The following is a 19,166-nucleotide window of genomic DNA, read 5'->3' as shown; positions in this document are numbered from 1 at the left end:
TAAACTTAACGAGGTTCTACAATTAATTTTATTGCTGTACGCTCTTCGCCATCAATCATAATATCTGTAAACGCTGGGATACAAATCAGGTCCAAACCACTAGGCGCTACAAATCCTCTTGCGATTGCTACTGCCTTTACCGCTTGGTTCAATGCACCTGCACCAATAGCTTGAATTTCTGCTGTTCCGCGTTCGCGAATAACACCTGCAAGTGCACCAGCTACAGAATTAGGGACCGACGTTGCTTTAACTTTTAATATTTCCATTCCGCGTTTCCTCCTCGTTTCTTTAAAAAGTATTAGCAATTATTTCACTTTAACTTATATTCACGAGGAATGGCGCGTATTCCTGCTAAATTTTCGTAATTTTTCTAAAAAATTAAAATATAATAACTTATCTAAAATTTAACGTTGATTTACTCAAAAAATGGTTGATCGTCATTAATTAAAATGCGCTCAATTTTCTTTGCTTTTCCTGTATTTGGATCCACATCAATTAACACTGCACTTAATTGCGTTCTACCACTTGTTACTTCAAATCGTACCGGTAAGTTCGTTAAAAACTTCTTCAATACCGCTTCTCGGTCCATACCTAATATTCCATCATATGGCCCTGTCATCCCAACATCTGTAATATATGCCGTTCCGCTTGGTAAAATACGGTTATCCGCTGTAGGGACATGCGTATGCGTACCTACTACTGCTGTAGCACGTCCATCTACATACCAACCTAGCGCTTGTTTTTCACTTGTAGTCTCCGCATGGAAATCAACAAAGATAATATTCGTACGTTTTTTCGCAATATTAATTAATTCATCCACTTTACGGAATGGACAATCAATCGGAGGAAGGAAAGTACGTCCTTGTAAGTTAATGACTGCAACTTCTTTTCCATTACAGTTCACAAAGATAAGTCCTTTTCCTGGAGTTCCTTCTGGGAAGTTAGCTGGTCTTGCAAGATATTTTGCATCATCGATGAATTCAAATACTTCACGATTATCCCAAGCATGGTTTCCAAGTGTAACTGCTTGCGCCCCACACTCTAAAAAGTTTCGATATATTTTTTCTGTAATCCCACGGCCACCTGCTGCGTTTTCTCCATTAATGATTGTTACTGTAGGTGTATATTTTTTCTTTAATGCCGGTACGTATTGTTGAATCATACCTCTACCAGGAGATCCTACTACATCCCCAACAAATAATATTCTCATATGTCTTACCCTTTCTATGTACTGCATTTTTTATTGCTATAGCATTAAGGAAATTCCTTATAATATGTTTATTATAAGTTTGTTTCACTTTTACGCTATATAACTAACTGTCTTTATTTTATCCAATTCCAACACAAAAAAATAAAGTGGTGTTTCACCACTTTATTTTGCGTATTCCACTGCACGTGTTTCACGAATAACAGTTACTTTAATATGTCCTGGATAATCCAGTTCATTTTCAATACGTTTTCGGATATCACGAGCTAAACGATGAGCTTCTAAATCATCGATTGTATCTGGTTTTACCAAAATACGAACTTCACGTCCTGCTTGAATTGCAAATGATTTTTCAACGCCTTCATAAGACTCTGAAATCTCTTCTAACTTTTCAAGACGACGAATGTAGTTTTCAAGCGTTTCACTACGAGCTCCCGGTCTTGCAGCTGATAAAGCATCTGCTGCTGCAACTAAAACTGCAATGATAGAAGTTGGTTCTGTGTCACCATGGTGAGATGCGATACTGTTTATAACTACAGGATGCTCTTTATATTTCGTTGCGAGTTCAACACCAATTTCAACGTGGCTACCTTCTACTTCATGGTCAATCGCTTTTCCGATATCATGTAATAGACCAGCACGTCTTGCTAGTTTTTCATCCTCGCCAAGTTCTGCTGCCATAAGTCCAGTTAAATATGCAACTTCCATAGAGTGTTTTAAGACGTTTTGTCCATAACTTGTACGGTATTTCAAACGACCTAAAATTTTAATTAAATCTGGGTGTAATCCGTGAACACCCACTTCAAACGTTGTTTGCTCTCCGACTTCGCGAATATACTCGTCCACTTCACGTCTTGATTTTTCGACCATCTCTTCAATACGCGCTGGGTGAATACGTCCGTCCTGTACTAGTTTATCAAGAGCGATACGAGCTGTTTCACGACGAATTGGATCGAATCCAGAAAGGATTACCGCCTCTGGTGTATCATCGATAATTAAGTCAATACCCGTTAACGTTTCTAACGTACGAATATTACGACCTTCACGCCCGATAATACGTCCCTTCATTTCGTCATTTGGAAGATTTACAACCGAAACGGTTGTTTCAGCAACATGATCAGCTGCACATCTTTGCATTGCAAGAGATAAAATCTCTTTTGCTTTCTTATCCGCTTCTTCTTTCGCGCGAACTTCACTTTCTTTTACCATAACAGCGATTTCATGAGAAACTTCATTTTCTACTTTACCAAGAATAATTGCTTTCGCTTGTTCGCGTGTCAGATTGGAAATGCGCTCTAATTCTGTTTGTTGCTTTTGAACTAACTCTCCCACTTTGCTTTCCAACTCTTCAATCTGTTGTTGTCTCGCTACAAGAGAATCCTCTTTCTTCTCTAACTGCTGCTCGCGTTTATCGAGCGTTTCGTCTTTACGATCAAGGTTCTCTTCTTTTTGCATTAAACGATTTTCTTGTTTTTGTAATTCGCTTCTACGGTCACGAATTTCTAATTCAGCTTCTGTACGAAGTGTATGAATTTCATCCTTTGCTTCTAAAAGCGCTTCTTTCTTAAGTGCTTCAGCCTCACGATTCGCTTCGTCTAGAATACGTTTCGCTTCATTAGCCGCACCATTAATCTTCGCTTCAGCAATAGACTTTCGAACAAAAAAGCCAACAACTGCACCGACTGTTGTTGCAAGCAAAATGGAGATGAGTATCCAAACTGTACTACTCATGATTTCACCTCCCCTTGCTATGAATGAAAAAAGACTGTCGGCATGTACATTAAATTACAATATACAGCAAAGACCGTCGTCCCGCTTTTTTAAGGGACTTTCTTCATTTCACAATTAAAATGTCATATTATTATTTCGGTAAGTTTTAAACCTTACTCCGAATATTACTTCTCTTCTTGAGAAGAGTATATCGTATATAAGAAAAAATATACATTCTCATTGTATCTATCGTAATTTTCATTGTCAAGCGTTGTCTACTTTTACTTTCTTTACCTTCAGTCCTGAATGTTATCTGAATTTGAAAAATTGATAGCATATTATCCTGGAAAACCTTAGTAAATACCATTTTATTCCCTTAAAACGCATGAATATTCCTCTTTACACATCCCATTTGAGTCAAAAAAATATTTTAGCCACTACGATAAATACCCCTTTAATAGAAGGTAAAAAAATAAAAGACACGGGACCCGTGTCTTTTATTTTTTAATCTTGAAGAGTTGAATCTTCCGTGTCTTCCACACCAGAATCTTCACCAATTCCGTGATGATCACGAACAAAGAAGGCAATTTCCTCTCTTAAGTCCGTATTCTCTTTTAAGAATTGCTTCGAATTTTCACGACCTTGTCCTAAACGTTCTTCATTATAAGAATACCAAGCACCGCTCTTTTGAACGATATCAAGCTCAGAAGCCATATCCAAGATTTCACCTTCTCTTGAAATACCTTCTCCGTACATAATATCAACTTCAGCAACACGGAATGGTGGCGCTACTTTATTTTTCACTACTTTTACTTTTGTTTTATTACCAACGATGTCGTTACCTTGCTTTAATTGCTCCGCACGACGCACTTCAAGACGAACAGTTGAATAGAATTTCAACGCACGACCACCTGGAGTTGTTTCTGGCACTATCTATAGATTTTCCATCTCTATAGTCTGGACTATCTCTTCATCTCTTTACAGAGAGCCTTGCACTTCCAGCAGTAGCCTATCATCTGCCGTACCCTACTCAGTTAACTAAAAGTCCTTTTCGGTAGTCTCTACACCTTCCCCATATCACTATGGAGCTTGGCACGGTATTACCCTAAATAATGGTGGGCTTCACCGTTAGCAACTATATGGATAGTTACACCCTTAGGCAATAAGGTTCACAAGGTTTTTTAACATGCTATCACTAGCAAGGGAAACCCATGGTAAACTCCTTAATCTTTTGTAAGACTTTTTCTTTATTTGCTAACTCTTCTTCATGTATAACAAGATATTTATAGCAGCCCTCTTCCATAAATAAAAGTTTTCTTTTATCTCGTTCTTTTATCTTTTTGAGTGAGTGTGCCCATTTCCCATGGACATCTAAACAATATTTTCTACCTAAGTAGAAATCAATAGACCACTTATCGATTCTTTTTTGCTTAATGAACGCCAGATCTAAACTTAACAACATCTGTTCAACCTGTTGTTCCAGTAAAGTATCATAATTTTTCTTTCTGACCTTTACATTAAGCTCTTTTCTCCTCTTAGCAACACATGTATCGGATACGCCATACTTAATAGCAATTTCAACATGTGATAAATATGGATTTTTCAATTCTTGTTCAACTTCTGCGGTTTTAGGCAAGTAAATCTTTCTATGTCTGGTTCTTTTAATTCCGAGTAACTTTAATATTTCACCTACTCGCCTTTCATCAAGATTAATTTCTTTACCTATATCTTTCAATTTTCTATCCGCATGTTTCACAATAAAATCCACTTGCCATTGTTCTATGTTTCGATAAGTTCTATTTCCAATTGTCACTGCCACTTTAATCTCTCCCTATAAGAAATCCCTTATAAAGACTTAGTCGAAGAAGACAAATAAAGACTCAAGTACATCACTTTGATTAAGCAACTTGTAGTTGATTTCCGAACATAACCCCAACTTTTTCACGAATTTGGTTAATAAAGATTGCAATTGTTTTTGATTTGTTGATTGCTCCTGAAAGCTTACGAAGTGCTTGTGACATTAAACGTGCTTGTAAACCTACGTGTGAGTCACCCATGTCTCCTTCAATCTCTGCTTTCGGTACAAGAGCTGCTACAGAGTCAATTACGATAATGTCAACCGCACCACTTCGTACAAGTGCTTCTGCGATTTCTAATCCTTGCTCCCCTGTATCAGGCTGTGATAATAGTAATTCATCTATGTTAACGCCTAATTTTTGTGCATATACAGGATCCATTGCGTGCTCCGCATCGATGAATGCTGCTTGTCCACCTTGACGTTGTACTTCTGCAATTGCATGTAATGAAACTGTCGTTTTACCTGAACTTTCAGGTCCGTAAATTTCGATAATACGGCCACGTGGGTATCCGCCTACCCCTAGCGCCACATCAAGTGCTAAAGAACCACTTGAAATTGTAGAAATTCTACGTTCCGCTTGTTCTCCTAATTTCATAATTGAACCTTTACCGAATTGCTTCTCTATTTGTTTTAACGCCATATCTAATGCCGCTTGACGATCACTCATTCAAAATTCCTCCTTAACTGAATTGCTAATCTTATTATACCTATTTTCAATTCAATTTGCCAACAAAAATCGAACATTTATTCGATTTTTTTATTTTCCATCACACAAATACGGAATTTAACTATAAAAAAAGCTAGAAGAAACTTATATCTCTTCTAGCTTTTTATATAAATGATAAAATCCATATTTTGCTGATCGTTCTCTAATTTGTTGACGACTTCCACTTAAATTAAGAGGAAAGACTGCAGTTTGTTCACCATTAATCGCTAATCCAACAAATACTGTTCCTGGCTCTTTCTGTTCTGAAGCATCTGGCCCTGCTACCCCAGTGAAACTAATTCCGATATCCGCTTTTAATAAATCCTTAACATTTTCAGCAAGATAACGAGCACATTCTTTACTAACTGCACCATCAGTATGCAACACTTCTTCAGGCACACGTAAAACATGTTGCTTCACATCATTATGATAACAAATGACACCGCCCTTAAATACAGAAGAAACACCAGCATTTTCAGTTACTTGATTTCCAAAAAGACCACCTGTTAAACTTTCTGCACATGCTAAAGTTAACCCTTTTCTCTTCAATAACTCGATTGCCTTATAATGCAAAAATTCTTGGTCATATCCGTAGAAAAATTCTCCTACTCTTTCTAAAATCAAATCTTCCACATGTTGAATTAGTTTCTCCGCTTCGCTAACATTTTGATGCTTAGCGGTTAAACGTAATGTCACTTCTCCATCATTTGCTAGCGGGGCAATTGTTGGGTTTGTTTGTCCATCAATTAAATCTTGAACTTTCACCTCTAATTGGGACTCCCCAATACCGAAGAAACGAAGCACACGAGAATAAATGTTTTCTCCTGTTGTAAAATTACGTAAAAAAGGCTCTACGTAACTTACATACATTGGTTTCATTTCTTTTGGCGGCCCTGGTAATAAAATATAAACTTTTCCGTTCTTATTTACCCCCATACCCGGCGCCATACCGTGGTCATTTGCAAATACTGTTGCTCCATTTAAAACGAGCGCTTGCTTTTTATTATTCTCCGTAAATTCACGGCCTGTACGCTTAAAGTAATTACTTATTAAGGCTAATGCCTTTTCATCATACACAAGCTTTTCATCTAAACTAGCCGCTATCGTTTCTTTCGTTAAATCATCTTTTGTCGGTCCTAATCCACCTGTAAAAATAAGTATATCAGCACGTTCTTCCGCAGCTTCAATCGCCTTTTGCAGTCGCTTATTATTATCACCAACAACAGTATGATAGTAAACGTTAATTCCAATTGAAGCCAACTTTTCAGATAAAAACTGGGCATTTGTATTTGCAATTTGTCCAAGTAATAATTCAGTTCCAACCGCAATAATCTCAGCATTCATCCCAATTCCCCCATAAACTTCTATTTTGAGTTTACAAAAGCAGCTCTATTCTTCCAGAAATAATCCCATCCTGAAATAACAGTAAAGATTAATGCAATCCATATGAAGATATCAGCAACTGGAATATGGATTAAATTTAAAGGTACATCGTGTAATAAATATGCTGCAATCGCAATAATTTGTGTCCATGTCTTAATTTTCCCTAGCTGATTTGCCGCAACTACTTCCCCTGTTCCAGCAAGTACAAGACGTAAACCTGTTACAGCAAACTCACGACTGATAATTACAATAACAATCCAAGCCGGTACATATTGCATCTCTACCAATGTAATAAGTGCTGCCGAAACAAGTAATTTATCAGCTAATGGGTCAAGAAACTTCCCTAAATTCGTTACAAGATTATACTTTCTTGCGTAATGTCCATCAATCCAATCTGTAGCTGAAGCAATGATAAAGATAAGTGCCCCTACTAAATGTTGAATTGGCAAATCAACATCACCAATTTTGTATGAACCCCAATCAAAGGGCGCTAACATAATTACCATAAAAATTGGAATTAAGAAGATTCTAGATATTGTAATTTTATTTGGTAAATTCACAGCTATTCCTCCATCATATCAAAAACATTTGTTCATTGAAAAAAGTCATCGAAGCGATGACTGTTATTGTGCAGGTTGCTCTATCCCTTGGTTTTTTATCACCAATCTTTGGTGAAGTTCTTTTTCTGGGTCTAGTGGGAAAGCAACCACTTGGCCATTCAGTTTAACTTCAACATTCGTTGCATTTCCAATATTAAGTCGTACTTCTTTTAATGTTGATACATCACGTTTTTCTGTTTGACCACCTTGTACTGTAGTGTTTAAAATTTCGTTACCCGCATCATCTTTAACATCTACATAGCTTGTACCCTTCGCTATGATTTCCAATTCTAACGTTTTATTATTATGAATTTCCAAAGTAGATACCTTACCAGTTGTTCCAACTACTTTCACTTCTTGCTGTCCCGTTGGTGGTGCTGGTTGCTCTTCTTTCTTTGGTTCTTCTTTCTTTGGTTCCTCTTTTTTTGGCTCTTCCGCTTTCGCTTCATCTTTCTTCGTATCTAACGGAGAATCTTTCGCTTTTTGAACTTCAATTTTCTCACTTTGAGCACTCGGAACTTTTTCATCATCTTTTCCAGTTAACGCTTGAAACACAAACCAGATTACCACTCCAACTGCAATTACTAACAGCGCAACTAAGATTTTCGGCATGTGATCTGCAACTGGCCATGATGAAGATTTTTGCATTGTTTCTTGTGTCTTTTGTCCCGTTGATACTTGTGGAACTTCACGCTTTTCAGATTGTGGTATCGTACTCTGATGTTCTACAAGTAGTTCCTCACCATTTAATCCAACCGCATCTGCGTATTGTTTAATGAATGCACGCGCATAAAAAGCTCCTGGCAATACATCATAATTGCCTTCTTCAATTGCCACTAGATGGCGTTTTTGAATTTTTGTAATCTCATGCAGCTGATCAATAGACAAGCCTTTCGCTTCTCTTGCTTCTTTCAGCTTTTGTCCCAATTCCGTCACTACTAACACCTCAATATTTCTTTAAAAGTCAAACATAGAGAAATTATTTTGCGTACCTTGCTCAATTTCATCTACTAAATTATATTGAATTTCTTCATCATAATCGTTACGCAACTCGATAATATAATCAAAATCATCCAATGTGTATTCTGACTGACTCACAAATACATCAGGATGTTCCACAACTTTCGTTGCAGGCAATCTCATAATTTCACGAACGAGCTGCCAATGTCTTTCGTTGGCACGCTTCGTTGACACAATTCCATCTAGGATGAAAATATTGTCATCGCTATACTCATCTTCAATTAATTGACTACGAACAGTTTGCTTAATAAGAGTAGATGATACAAATAACCACCTTTTATTTGCACAAACACTTGCAGCAACAATGGATTCTGTTTTTCCGACACGAGGCATTCCGCGTATCCCCATTAGTTTATGGCCTTCTTTTTTCATAATTTCTGCCATAAAGTCTACCAGTAAGCCTAATTCATCACGCACAAATCGAAATGTTTTCTTATCATCTGCATCTCGTTGTATGTACCTACCATGCCTAACCGCTAGCTTATCTCTTAGCTTGGGCGGACGATATTTCGTTACCGTTATGTTATCCATCGTATTTAAAATTGATTCAAGTCTAGAGATTTGCTCTTGATTATCACACATAAGAAGTAACCCACGTCGTGCATTATCTACACCATTAATTGTGACAATATTAATGCCGAGCATACCGATTAACGAAGAAACGTCACCAAGCAAGCCAGGTCGGTTTTTATGTATTTCATATTCAAAATACCATTCAATCATCCAAGATCACTCCCCTTGCTTACTTTACACCTACGTACTATATTATATGATTTCACCTTAATAGGGAAGCTAAATGTATAATCTATCCTGTGTAATTATTATACAAAAAAAGTAGAGAGGAGAATCTCCTCTCTACTTTTACTTATGTTGTACAAACTTAACCATTAAGTTTGCAATTGTATGTTGCTCCTGTTCATCAGCAACTTTCCAAAGCTCAGCTAATAATTTCTCTTGGTCATTGCGTCCTTCTACTTCATTAGCAAGGTAGTCGCCAACACGAAATGCCATATCTGATACTGCACCGCCATCTAAACCTTTTCCTTGCGCTTGCTCTAAACGATCTCCTAAAAAGCTCTTCCATTGATCAAAATTTTCTAATACTGACATAATTAAGCACCTCACTATTGAGTAATAAAATCATGCTTAATTTGTGCAACTGTTCATTTTTTATGTAAGAAATTTTTAGCAGTGCCAACCGCCATTCACTCCGATGATTTGTCCAGTTATGTAAGATGCTCCTGGTGATACGAGGAATGAAACTGTTTTCGCTACCTCTTCTGGTAACCCTATTCTACCTAATGGTATATCTTCAGCGATTCCCATTTTATCTTCTTCAGAAAAAACACTTAACATTTCCGTTTCAATTGCTCCTGGTGCTACTGCATTCACACGTAATCCACTTAAAGAAACTTCTTTCGCTAGAGCTTTCACATATGAATTTTGCGCCCCTTTTACCATTGAATAAAGCACTTCACAAGAAGCCCCTATTTGTCCCCATATAGATGAAACAATTACAATATTACCGCTTCTCCTCCCGATCATAGACGGAAGTGCCATTGAAAGTAATTTATATACGTTCTTCACTTGAAGTTCTACCATATAATTCAATTCATCGTTTGTTACATCTGTTACTAGTCCAAAAATACTCTTCCCAGCTGCGTATACGATAACATCAATAGGATGTTCAATTTGCCCCCACAATCGCTCTGCTCCATCACTAGAAGCCAAATTCGCTTGAACAGGGATAACTTCCCCCCATGCTTTCTGCAATTCCAATACCTTTCCTTCACTGTTATTGTAATGAACATAAACTGTATATCCATCTTGAATTAATTGTTTCGAAATAGCAGAGCCAATCCCTCCGCTCCCTCCAGTTACTAACGCATACTTTTTCATAAATTCCCTCTCTTATCTCTACAAGTTCAATTTTCACACAACTAAATAATACCCTCACCTTACAATTTTTCAATGATAAGATGAGGGTATCTTTAAAATGTTATTTTTTCGGTAACACCTGACAAACACTCATTTTTTCTTCTGACAACAATAATTTTGCCACTTCCTGTAAGTCTTGAACGGTTAGGCCTTCTAATACAGTCAATGCCTCAAATAGACTAGATTCATTAAACGCATATCGTGTAAATTGATTTGCAATATATTCTGGTGAATTCAACGAGCGTAAAAAACCACCAATTTTCTTTTTCTTCACTCGCTCTAATGCCGCCGCATCTAATTGATCATAATCTGTTTTTAATAAAATATCTTTTAAACGATCTGCCAATTCATCAGGTTGTTTCGTATCACCGCCAACCATTGCAAAACCGAAGTTATTTTCTTCTGTATAGTCATACGAGAATGAATCATCAATAAGCCCTTCATTATATAAAGCTTCGTAATGAACAGAACTTTTTCCAAATAAATAATCTAAAAGTAACGTAAGCGCAATTTCTTGTTTTAAAAGCGCTTGCCCTTTTTCTTTTAAATTAGTCGCTTTAATACCAACTAAACATTTCGGTGTTTGCACAGGCATTGAAATAATTTTTTTCTTTTCATTTACCTCATTTGGTTCCTCTTCAAATGAACGCACAATTTCTGGCTGGTTTTTATAATCTTTTTTCGCTTGATTTTCACGTACTAAATCCATTGTTTTCTCTGGATCAATTGCACCCACAACAAATAATAACATATTGCTCGGATGATAAAATGTTTCATAACATTCATATAATAAATCTTTCGTAATTTTACTAATAGATTCGATTGTCCCTGCAATATCAATTTTAATTGGGTGTTTTACAAACAAGCTATCAATTAACCCAAAGTACAAACGCCAATCTGGGTTATCTTGATACATTTGAATTTCTTGCCCAATAATTCCCTTCTCTTTTTCAACTGTTTTTTCAGAGAAATAAGGCTCTTGCACGAAGTTTAGCAATGTATTTAAATTTTGTTCTACGTTTGAAGTACATGAAAAAAGGTAAGCTGTTCGTGTGAAGGATGTAAAAGCATTTGCCGATGCTCCTTGTTTACTAAACAATTGGAAAGCATCGTGATCTTCTTTTTCAAATAATTTATGCTCAAGAAAATGCGCAATCCCATCAGGCACACGAATCATTTCTTCTTTCCCTAATGGTACAAATGTATTATCTACTGAACCATATTTCGTCGTAAACGTCGCAAATGTTTTATTAAATCCTTGTTTCGGTAAAACATATACATCTAATCCATTAGGAAGTTTTTCATAATAGAGTGTTTCTTTTAATTGCTCATAAACAATTTTCTCCATTTATTCTCCCTCCGTTCCTTGTAAAAAGTAAATTGTATCTAGTTCAATATTTTTAGCAACTTTTACAATTTCTTCTTTTGTCACACTTTCTATACCTGTAAGCCATTCTTCAACTGGACGTGTACGATCTGAAATAATACCATGATATAGCATTTCTACAAATCCACGCGGTGTATCAATCGCCTCTAATATTTGATTTTGGATGACACTTTTTGTTTGATGTATTTCTTCTTCAGAAAACTCTCCGTTTTGCATCGCAAGCATTTGTTCTTTAATAATCTCAACTGCTTTTTCATAATTTTTCGCTTCGATTCCTGACATAACAAATAATAAACCTTTATGACTTTCAAAGCGCGATGCTGCATAGTACGCTAAACTATTTTTTTCACGCACATTTACGAATAACTTCGAATGAGAAAAACCACCAAACAATCCATTGAACAATTGCAATGCAAAATAATCTTCATCTTTATATGTGACAAATGTACGATAACCGATGTGTAATTTACTTTGTTTTAATTCTTGTTTTTCAACAACTTCTTTTTCTTCATTATTTCGTCTATGAAGGAGTACATTTCTTTCTCTCACTGGACGAACTGAAATAGAAAAATATTTACTTACAAGATCAACGGCGTTTTCTGAAATATCACCAATAATATATAGATCCATTTCATCTTCCGCTAACACCTTTTGATAATATTGATACAGACTTTCATTTGTAATAGACGTAACACTCTCTTTTTTTCCATTTGCACTTAAACGATACGGTTCTACTTTGCACATTTCTTCAATTAAACGCTCGTTTGCATAACGCATTTTATCATCATAAGTAGCTTCAATTCTCTGTAACAGTGCTCTTTTTTCACTTTCTACGATAGAAGATAGGAAACCGTTCCCCTCCGTTGCTGGATGTAACACAATATCAGACAACATAGAAAGTGCTTTTTCAAATAACGGTGGTGCATCATGTAAATAAACTTCATTTGCAATGTCTACATAAATGGAGATAATATGGTCTTCCCCTTTTTTACTTACATCTACCGCTAAAGAAGACCCGTATAATTCTTCTAAATATTGACGAAGACGAATTACAGAAGGTAATTTTTCTGTCGCACTTTGCAATACGTATGGCAATAGAGCACGCTCTGTCACCGTCTCCTCATTTAAAGGCGCTTTAAAACGAAATACAAAGGTATTCGTTTTATATTTATCAGTCGGAATAATATGTACGCGCAAACCACCTAACTCATGTAGTTGTTGTTCCATTAGTTTCATTTATAGCCCTCCTTTACTTATATAGGAATATTCCTCTTCAATATACAGTTTTTAGAAATAAAAAATCAACTTTTCTCCCTTATTATGCTTACATATGATTCTTTCTAAAAACTTTAATATGTAAGGAACATAGTAAAATTCCGTATTAAATATATTCTATGTAAAAAAGCCCACACTAATGTGCGAGCTTTTTTATACTTATAAAATACTTATCGTTTTCCTTTTTCATAAGGAGTTCCTAATGCTTTCGGAGCTTCAGAACGACCTACAAAACCAACAAGCGCTAATATTGTGAATACATATGGTAATATCGTTAATAAAACACTTGGAATTTGATCTAATACAGGAATTGTTCCGCCCGTTACACTAAGAGATTGCGCAAAACCAAAGAATAGAGCTGCACCTAGTGCGCCTAGTGGATTCCACTTTCCAAAAATCATAGCAGCTAAAGCTAAGAAACCTTGTCCTGTAATAGTTGCCCCTGAGAAGTTATTAGAAATTGACATTGCAAAAATCGCTCCACCAATTCCAGCAAACACTCCTGAAATACAGACTCCAATATAGCGCATTTTATATACGTTAATCCCCATCGTATCCGCTGCCATTGGGTGTTCACCAACAGCACGTAGACGAAGACCGAACGGTGTTTTATAAATAACATACCAAACAACGAATGCTAAAATAATGGCAATATACGACGTTATTGGTACGTTCGAGAAAAATATTTTCCCTAAAACTGGAATATCCGAAAGGCCTGGAATATCAATCTTTTCAATACGATACTGAATAAAGTCAGTCTGCCCTTTATCAAAAATCTTCTTAATTGCAAATACTGTTAAACCAAGAGATAAGAAGTTAATTGCTACACCACTTACAACTTGATCCGCTCGGAATGTAATAGAGGCTACCGCATGAAGTAATGCAAATAATCCACTACCAATTGCCGCAAATAATAACGCAATCCATGGAGTCATCGTTCCCCAAGTATCACCCATTAATAAGTTTGTAACTACTCCAATAAATGCACCAAATAGCATTAGTCCTTCTAATCCGATATTTACAACACCCGATCTTTCACTAAACACACCACCTAATGCTGTGAAAATGATAGGTGCCGATGTATATAACGTACCCGTCACAAGAATGGCTAATATATCTAAAAAGCTCATTTATTTCCCCTCCTTGCTCATGCGTGTAAGCGCCCATCTTAACACATAACTACATGCAACAAAGAAGATGATACATGCAATAATTACATTAATAAGCTCTGATGGTACATCTGCCTCAAAGTTCATTTGAGGGGAAGCACTTTTCAAACCACCAAATAATAAAGCTGAAAGGATTATCCCAAACGGATTATTCCCTCCAAGTAATGCTACAGCAATCCCGTCAAATCCTACTCCTGTAAACGAAGACATCGCTGTCATACTTTGGAATGTCCCTAATCCTTCCATTGCTCCACCAATCCCTGCAAATGCACCAGCAATTGTCATGGAGAATACTACATTACGAGAAACTTTCATACCTGCATATTGAGAAGCATGCTGATTAAATCCTACCGATTTTAATTCGTAACCTAAAGTTGTTCGATCTAATAAGAACCACATTAAAATAGCGATTAATATTGCTACAATAATTCCCCAGTGAAGACGCGAACCATCAGTAATAGAAGCAAGCCAGTCTGAAGATAGTGACGCACTTTCTTTAATATCATACGTTTTGTCATTACCCGCATGTAAGAAACGCTTAATGATGTCATACGTTACATACAACGCGATATAGTTCATCATAATGGTTACAATAACTTCATTCACTTGAAACTTCCCTTTTAAATATCCCGGAATGAAGCCCCAAATTCCGCCCACCAATGCTGCGAATAAAATAGATAATGGAATATGAAGGAACGCTGGTAGTGAAACTGCATAACCGAACCAAACCGCTGCAAGCCAACCAACTAACAATTGACCCTCTACCCCGATATTAAATAAACCTGTACGAAATGCAAACGCCACTGATAAACCAGCAAGAATAAGCGGTATCATTGTACGAAGCGTTTCACCAATCGCACTTGCGCTACCGAACATGCCCGTCCAAAGTGCACTATAACCAACAATTGGATCATAGCCACTAACTAGCATTACAATCGCTCCGACAAGTAAGCCGAAAATAACGGATAGTACTGGGACTAAAATATTTATCGTTCGCTCTGTTAAAAGTTTTTTAGCCATTGGTACCCACCTGCTCCTTCTTTGTTCCTCCAGCCATTAACAATCCAAGCTGTTGTTCATTCGTTTCTTTCGCATCAACTATTGCTACAATTTTCCCTTCATAAATAACAGCAATTCGATCGCTAACATTTAAGATTTCATCTAACTCTAGTGATAAAAGTAATACACCTTTTCCTTTATCCCTTTGCTCTATTAATCTCTTATGAATAAATTCAATTGCTCCTACATCTAAACCACGTGTTGGCTGTGCCGCGATTAATAAATCTGGATCACGATCTACTTCACGTGCAATAATTGCTTTTTGTTGATTTCCCCCAGATAGAGCGCGTGCTAACGTTTGCTCACTAGGTGTACGTACATCAAACTGTTCAATCAGAGCCTTTGCTTTTTCTGTAATTTTGCTGAAATTTAAAATCCCTTTCTTTGAAAACGGATTTTTATAGTACGTTTGCAGAACTATATTATCTCTAACAGAAAAATCAAGGACGAGTCCGTGTTTATGACGATCTTCTGGAATATGACCAATTCCCTCTTCTGTTATTCTTCTAACAGGCCAATTTGTTATTTCTTTTCCTCTAATTGCAATAGAACCTGACTCAACTTTTCGTAAACCAGTAATTGCTTCTATTAATTCACTTTGTCCGTTTCCATCAATCCCTGCAATCCCAACAATTTCCCCCGCACGAACAGTTAAGTCAAGGCCTTTTACAGCAGGTAGTTGACGTGCATCGTGAACAACAAGGTTTGCAATTGAAAGTACCTCTTCTTTTGGCTTCGCGTCTATTTTTTCTGTTTTAAAATTCACTTGACGTCCGACCATTAATTCTGCAAGTTTATTTTCATCCGTATTTGCAACGTCAACCGTTCCAATCCCTTTTCCTTTACGAATAATCGTACAACGATCGCAAACTTCCATAATTTCTTTCAACTTATGTGTAATAAGAACAATAGATTTTCCTTCTTGCACAAGCTTTTTCATAATTTGAATTAGCTCATGAATTTCTTGTGGTGTTAACACAGCTGTCGGTTCATCAAATATTAAAATTTCTGCACCGCGGTAAAGAGTTTTCAAAATCTCAACACGCTGTTGCATACCAACTGAAATATCCTGTATTTTCGCATATGGATCTACAGCTAAGCCGTATTGTTCAGACAGTTTTTGAATTTCTTTAGCAGCTTCCTCAACAGCAATTTTCCCTTTTTTCTTCGGTTCATTTCCGAGAATAATATTCTCTGTAACTGTAAAATTATGAACAAGCATAAAGTGCTGATGAACCATTCCAATACCAAGGTCATTTGCCACATTCGGATTGGTAATGTTTACAGACTTTCCTTTAATTTTAATTTCACCTTGTTCTGGTTGGTACAAACCAAATAGTACATTCATCAATGTGGATTTCCCTGCACCATTTTCTCCAAGTAAAGCATGTATCTCACCCTGCTTTACTTGCAGCGTAATATCATCATTCGCTACAATGCCTGGGAATACTTTCGTAATATTATTCATTTCAATTACGTATTCCATTGTGTTCCTCCTTTTAACAGGGAACATTCCCTATTACACTATTAACTTATTAAGCAATTCGGAAGTTTTATACATACAAAGGTTAGTTCTATGAACTAACCTTTGCTATTTCTCTATTTATTTTTTTAGAGAAGCTTCATATTCTTTATACTCTTTATCTGTAGCCGGTACTTTAATTTCACCGTCTGTAATTTTCTTTTCAAATTCTTCTACTTTTGTTAAAATTTCAGGGTTAACTTTTTTCACGTTATCAGTTGTTTTTGAAATACCAATACCGTCATCTTTTAAGCCAAACGCTTCAATTTTTCCACCTTTTAACTTTCCATCTTTTGCTTCTTTAGCTACTTTTTCTACAGCTACATCAACGCGTTTTATCATTGAAGTTAATGTTACATTTTCAGGCATACCTTCTTGATGTTGGTCACGGTCAACACCGATTACCCAAACATTTTCACCTTTTTTCTTACGATTTTTCGCTTCAGTGAACACACCGTTACCTGTACCACCAGCAGCATGATAAATTACATCTACGCCTTGACCGTACATTGCTGAAGCAAGAACTGTGCCTTTTTCAGGCTTATCGAATGCTTCTGCATATTCAGATACGATTTCAATGTTTGGATTTACTGCCTTTGCACCAGCTTTAAATCCATTTTCAAATTTACTAATTAAATCACTCTTCATTCCACCAACAAATCCTACTTTATTCGATTTTGTTGACATAGCCGCTACCGCACCTACAAGGAATGATCCTTCATGATCTTTAAATGTAATGCTCGTTACGTTCGGTGCATCTACAACAGTATCTACGATTGCAAATTGTTGTTTTGAAGATTCTTTTGCAACTTCTTTAATTGCACCTTCTAATTTATAACCAATTCCGAAAGTTAAATCATATTTATCTTTTGAGAATTTTTTTAAATTCGGAATATAATCAGCTTCTTTTTCAGACTGAAGGTAACGATAATTTGTCTTTTCTTTTAAACCATTATCTTTACCAAACTTTTGTAACCCTTCCCAAGAAGATTGGTTAAATGATTTATCATCAACGCCCCCAACATCTGTTACGAGACCAACCTTGAAGTCTTTATTGTCTTTCGTGTCTTTCTTGTCACTGCTCGCCTTATCCGAGTTACCACATGCACCTAAAACTGTACTTGCTGCTAATGTTAATGATAATAAAAGGCCTGCTTTTTTCTTCATACTAGAAACCCCTCCAAAAATGATATATATTTATTTATTCTTACGCTGCTGTCCCTTACTTCTTGCTGTCACCTCCCTAAAAAGAAATTTACCTACATACGCTTTCTTAATACGTGGAAGCTAAACTTATCAGCTCTAAAGTAATTGATAGAATATAAGATTGGCTCATCATTTTGATCATAGTGCATTTGTTTTAATACAAGCAGTGCTGTTTCAGGCTCACATTCTAAAATCGGTGAGATTTTCGGATGATAGCCAATTGGCTCAATGTGAGCAACCGCATATGTTATGCGTTTATGCGTGTTATTATGTATCACCGTTAATAATGATTCCTCATTGTAACCCGATAAATCTGGCAATATTTCTTTTGCAAGTTTATCGATACAATACACAACAGGTTCCCCATCTGCTGTACGCACGCGTTCAATCATCACTGCATTAAAACCATCTTCACTATTAAACTTCTCTTTTTCCTCTTCTGTTAAAGTTGTAGTAGATGATGATAAAAAGATTGTTCCTGGTGTTTTCCCCACACTAGAAATCATATCTGTAATACTAGAAAGTTGTTCTATTCCAGAAGAAAATAATGGCTTTGCATTTACAAATGTCCCTACACCATGTCTACGAATGACAACATTTTCTTCTTCTAAAATACGCAACGCTTCCCTTAAAGTCGCTCTACTTACGCCAAGTTCTTTCGCTAAATCAAACTCTGATGGTAACTTTTGTCGTTCTTTATAAGCTCCATCTTTAATTTTTTCTTTGATGTGATCAATCACCCGTAAATATAGGTGACGACTATCGGATTTTACTGACATAAGACTCCCCCGCATTTCAATTATTCGACCTCTGATGTAAGACTTCTTTTCTCTTTTTTCAACTTACAACATAGTACAAATGACTAACTACTAAAAATAAGCGCAATTGTCGAATAAATAATAATAATTTTTTAAGATGAAATTTTCACTCTTTACTGTATAAAAAAAACTTTGCACCATAAACATTCCTCATTTCGAGAAAAAGTTCGGCACAAAGATCCTTTACATCCTTTGTTACACACTTTTCCCCTCATAGTCTAGCAATTCATGGTTGCCAGGTAGAAACTTATGGACCTTATCTCCAAGATTATATGAGGCAGTGATTCTTTTCGAAGTAATCTTACCATT

General features: G+C 36.3%; 17 protein-coding genes, 2 pseudogenes and 1 riboswitch. All 19 genes and pseudogenes read right to left on the bottom strand.

Annotation, left to right across the window (positions count from 1 at the left end; genetic code table 11):
* Positions 1-5: 5 nt before the first annotated feature.
* Positions 6-266, bottom strand: a complete 261-nt coding sequence (gene spoVS / locus ACODS7_RS01915; protein ID WP_000404341.1) for a stage V sporulation protein SpoVS — start codon at positions 264-266, stop codon at positions 6-8.
* A gap of 149 nt (positions 267-415) precedes the next feature.
* Complete coding sequence (locus ACODS7_RS01910) at positions 416-1,210, bottom strand: TIGR00282 family metallophosphoesterase (protein ID WP_029443107.1); 795 nt, start codon at positions 1,208-1,210, stop codon at positions 416-418.
* A gap of 162 nt (positions 1,211-1,372) precedes the next feature.
* A complete protein-coding gene (gene rny / locus ACODS7_RS01905; RefSeq protein ID WP_000099769.1) occupies positions 1,373-2,938 on the bottom strand; it encodes a ribonuclease Y in 1,566 nt (521 codons plus the stop codon).
* Positions 2,939-3,421: 483 nt separating this feature from the next.
* Positions 3,422-3,844, bottom strand: a pseudogene (locus ACODS7_RS01900) (recombinase RecA family protein); the annotation flags it as partial.
* 268 nt (positions 3,845-4,112) lie between these two features.
* Positions 4,113-4,736: a PDDEXK family nuclease gene (locus ACODS7_RS01895; protein ID WP_000301532.1), complete on the bottom strand. Its 624-nt coding sequence runs from the start codon at positions 4,734-4,736 to the stop codon at positions 4,113-4,115.
* A gap of 97 nt (positions 4,737-4,833) precedes the next feature.
* Positions 4,834-5,442: pseudogene (gene recA / locus ACODS7_RS01890) on the bottom strand (recombinase RecA); the annotation flags it as partial.
* Positions 5,443-5,586: 144 nt separating this feature from the next.
* Complete coding sequence (locus ACODS7_RS01885) at positions 5,587-6,825, bottom strand: competence/damage-inducible protein A (protein ID WP_050844447.1); 1,239 nt, start codon at positions 6,823-6,825, stop codon at positions 5,587-5,589.
* Positions 6,826-6,845: 20 nt separating this feature from the next.
* Positions 6,846-7,424, bottom strand: coding sequence for a CDP-diacylglycerol--glycerol-3-phosphate 3-phosphatidyltransferase (pgsA, locus tag ACODS7_RS01880; protein WP_001052967.1), 579 nt, complete (start codon positions 7,422-7,424; stop codon positions 6,846-6,848).
* 63 nt (positions 7,425-7,487) lie between these two features.
* The gene (locus tag ACODS7_RS01875) at positions 7,488-8,399 is read right to left on the bottom strand and encodes a helix-turn-helix domain-containing protein (protein WP_029443110.1); all 912 of its coding nucleotides are present in this window, start codon (positions 8,397-8,399) and stop codon (positions 7,488-7,490) included.
* Between the two features lie 21 nt (positions 8,400-8,420).
* Positions 8,421-9,206 carry a DUF3388 domain-containing protein gene (locus tag ACODS7_RS01870; RefSeq protein ID WP_243168093.1) on the bottom strand — a complete coding sequence of 262 codons (786 nt, stop codon included), beginning with the start codon at positions 9,204-9,206 and terminating at the stop codon, positions 8,421-8,423.
* Positions 9,207-9,344: 138 nt separating this feature from the next.
* Complete coding sequence (locus ACODS7_RS01865) at positions 9,345-9,593, bottom strand: DUF3243 domain-containing protein (protein WP_000114504.1); 249 nt, start codon at positions 9,591-9,593, stop codon at positions 9,345-9,347.
* A 75-nt stretch (positions 9,594-9,668) separates the two neighbouring features.
* Positions 9,669-10,382 (bottom strand): elongation factor P 5-aminopentanone reductase, encoded by a 714-nt coding sequence (ymfI, locus tag ACODS7_RS01860; RefSeq protein ID WP_029443111.1) that lies wholly within the window; start codon positions 10,380-10,382, stop codon positions 9,669-9,671.
* Between the two features lie 100 nt (positions 10,383-10,482).
* Positions 10,483-11,769, bottom strand: a complete 1,287-nt coding sequence (gene yfmH / locus ACODS7_RS01855) for an EF-P 5-aminopentanol modification-associated protein YfmH (RefSeq protein ID WP_043936384.1) — start codon at positions 11,767-11,769, stop codon at positions 10,483-10,485.
* Positions 11,770-13,044, bottom strand: a complete 1,275-nt coding sequence (yfmF, locus tag ACODS7_RS01850) for an EF-P 5-aminopentanol modification-associated protein YfmF (RefSeq protein WP_029443113.1) — start codon at positions 13,042-13,044, stop codon at positions 11,770-11,772. It lies immediately after the preceding gene.
* Between the two features lie 209 nt (positions 13,045-13,253).
* A complete protein-coding gene (locus ACODS7_RS01845; RefSeq protein WP_000008857.1) occupies positions 13,254-14,213 on the bottom strand; it encodes an ABC transporter permease in 960 nt (319 codons plus the stop codon).
* Entirely contained in the window at positions 14,214-15,272 is a 1,059-nt protein-coding gene (locus tag ACODS7_RS01840; protein WP_001085254.1) for an ABC transporter permease, read from the bottom strand. It lies immediately after the preceding gene.
* On the bottom strand, positions 15,265-16,797 hold the full coding sequence (locus tag ACODS7_RS01835) for an ABC transporter ATP-binding protein (protein ID WP_000456926.1): 1,533 nt from the start codon (positions 16,795-16,797) through the stop codon (positions 15,265-15,267). The genes ACODS7_RS01840 and ACODS7_RS01835 overlap by 8 nt, the downstream gene beginning before the upstream one ends.
* Before the next feature lie 117 nt (positions 16,798-16,914).
* Positions 16,915-18,000, bottom strand: a complete 1,086-nt coding sequence (locus ACODS7_RS01830; protein ID WP_000725769.1) for a BMP family lipoprotein — start codon at positions 17,998-18,000, stop codon at positions 16,915-16,917.
* A 92-nt stretch (positions 18,001-18,092) separates the two neighbouring features.
* Complete coding sequence (locus tag ACODS7_RS01825) at positions 18,093-18,818, bottom strand: GntR family transcriptional regulator (RefSeq protein WP_000114182.1); 726 nt, start codon at positions 18,816-18,818, stop codon at positions 18,093-18,095.
* 233 nt (positions 18,819-19,051) lie between these two features.
* Positions 19,052-19,153: riboswitch (purine riboswitch) on the bottom strand.
* Positions 19,154-19,166: the final 13 nt, after the last annotated feature.

The organism is Bacillus sp. FG16, from assembly GCF_057809515.1.
This window is presented reverse-complemented; position numbering and strand designations above follow the sequence as displayed.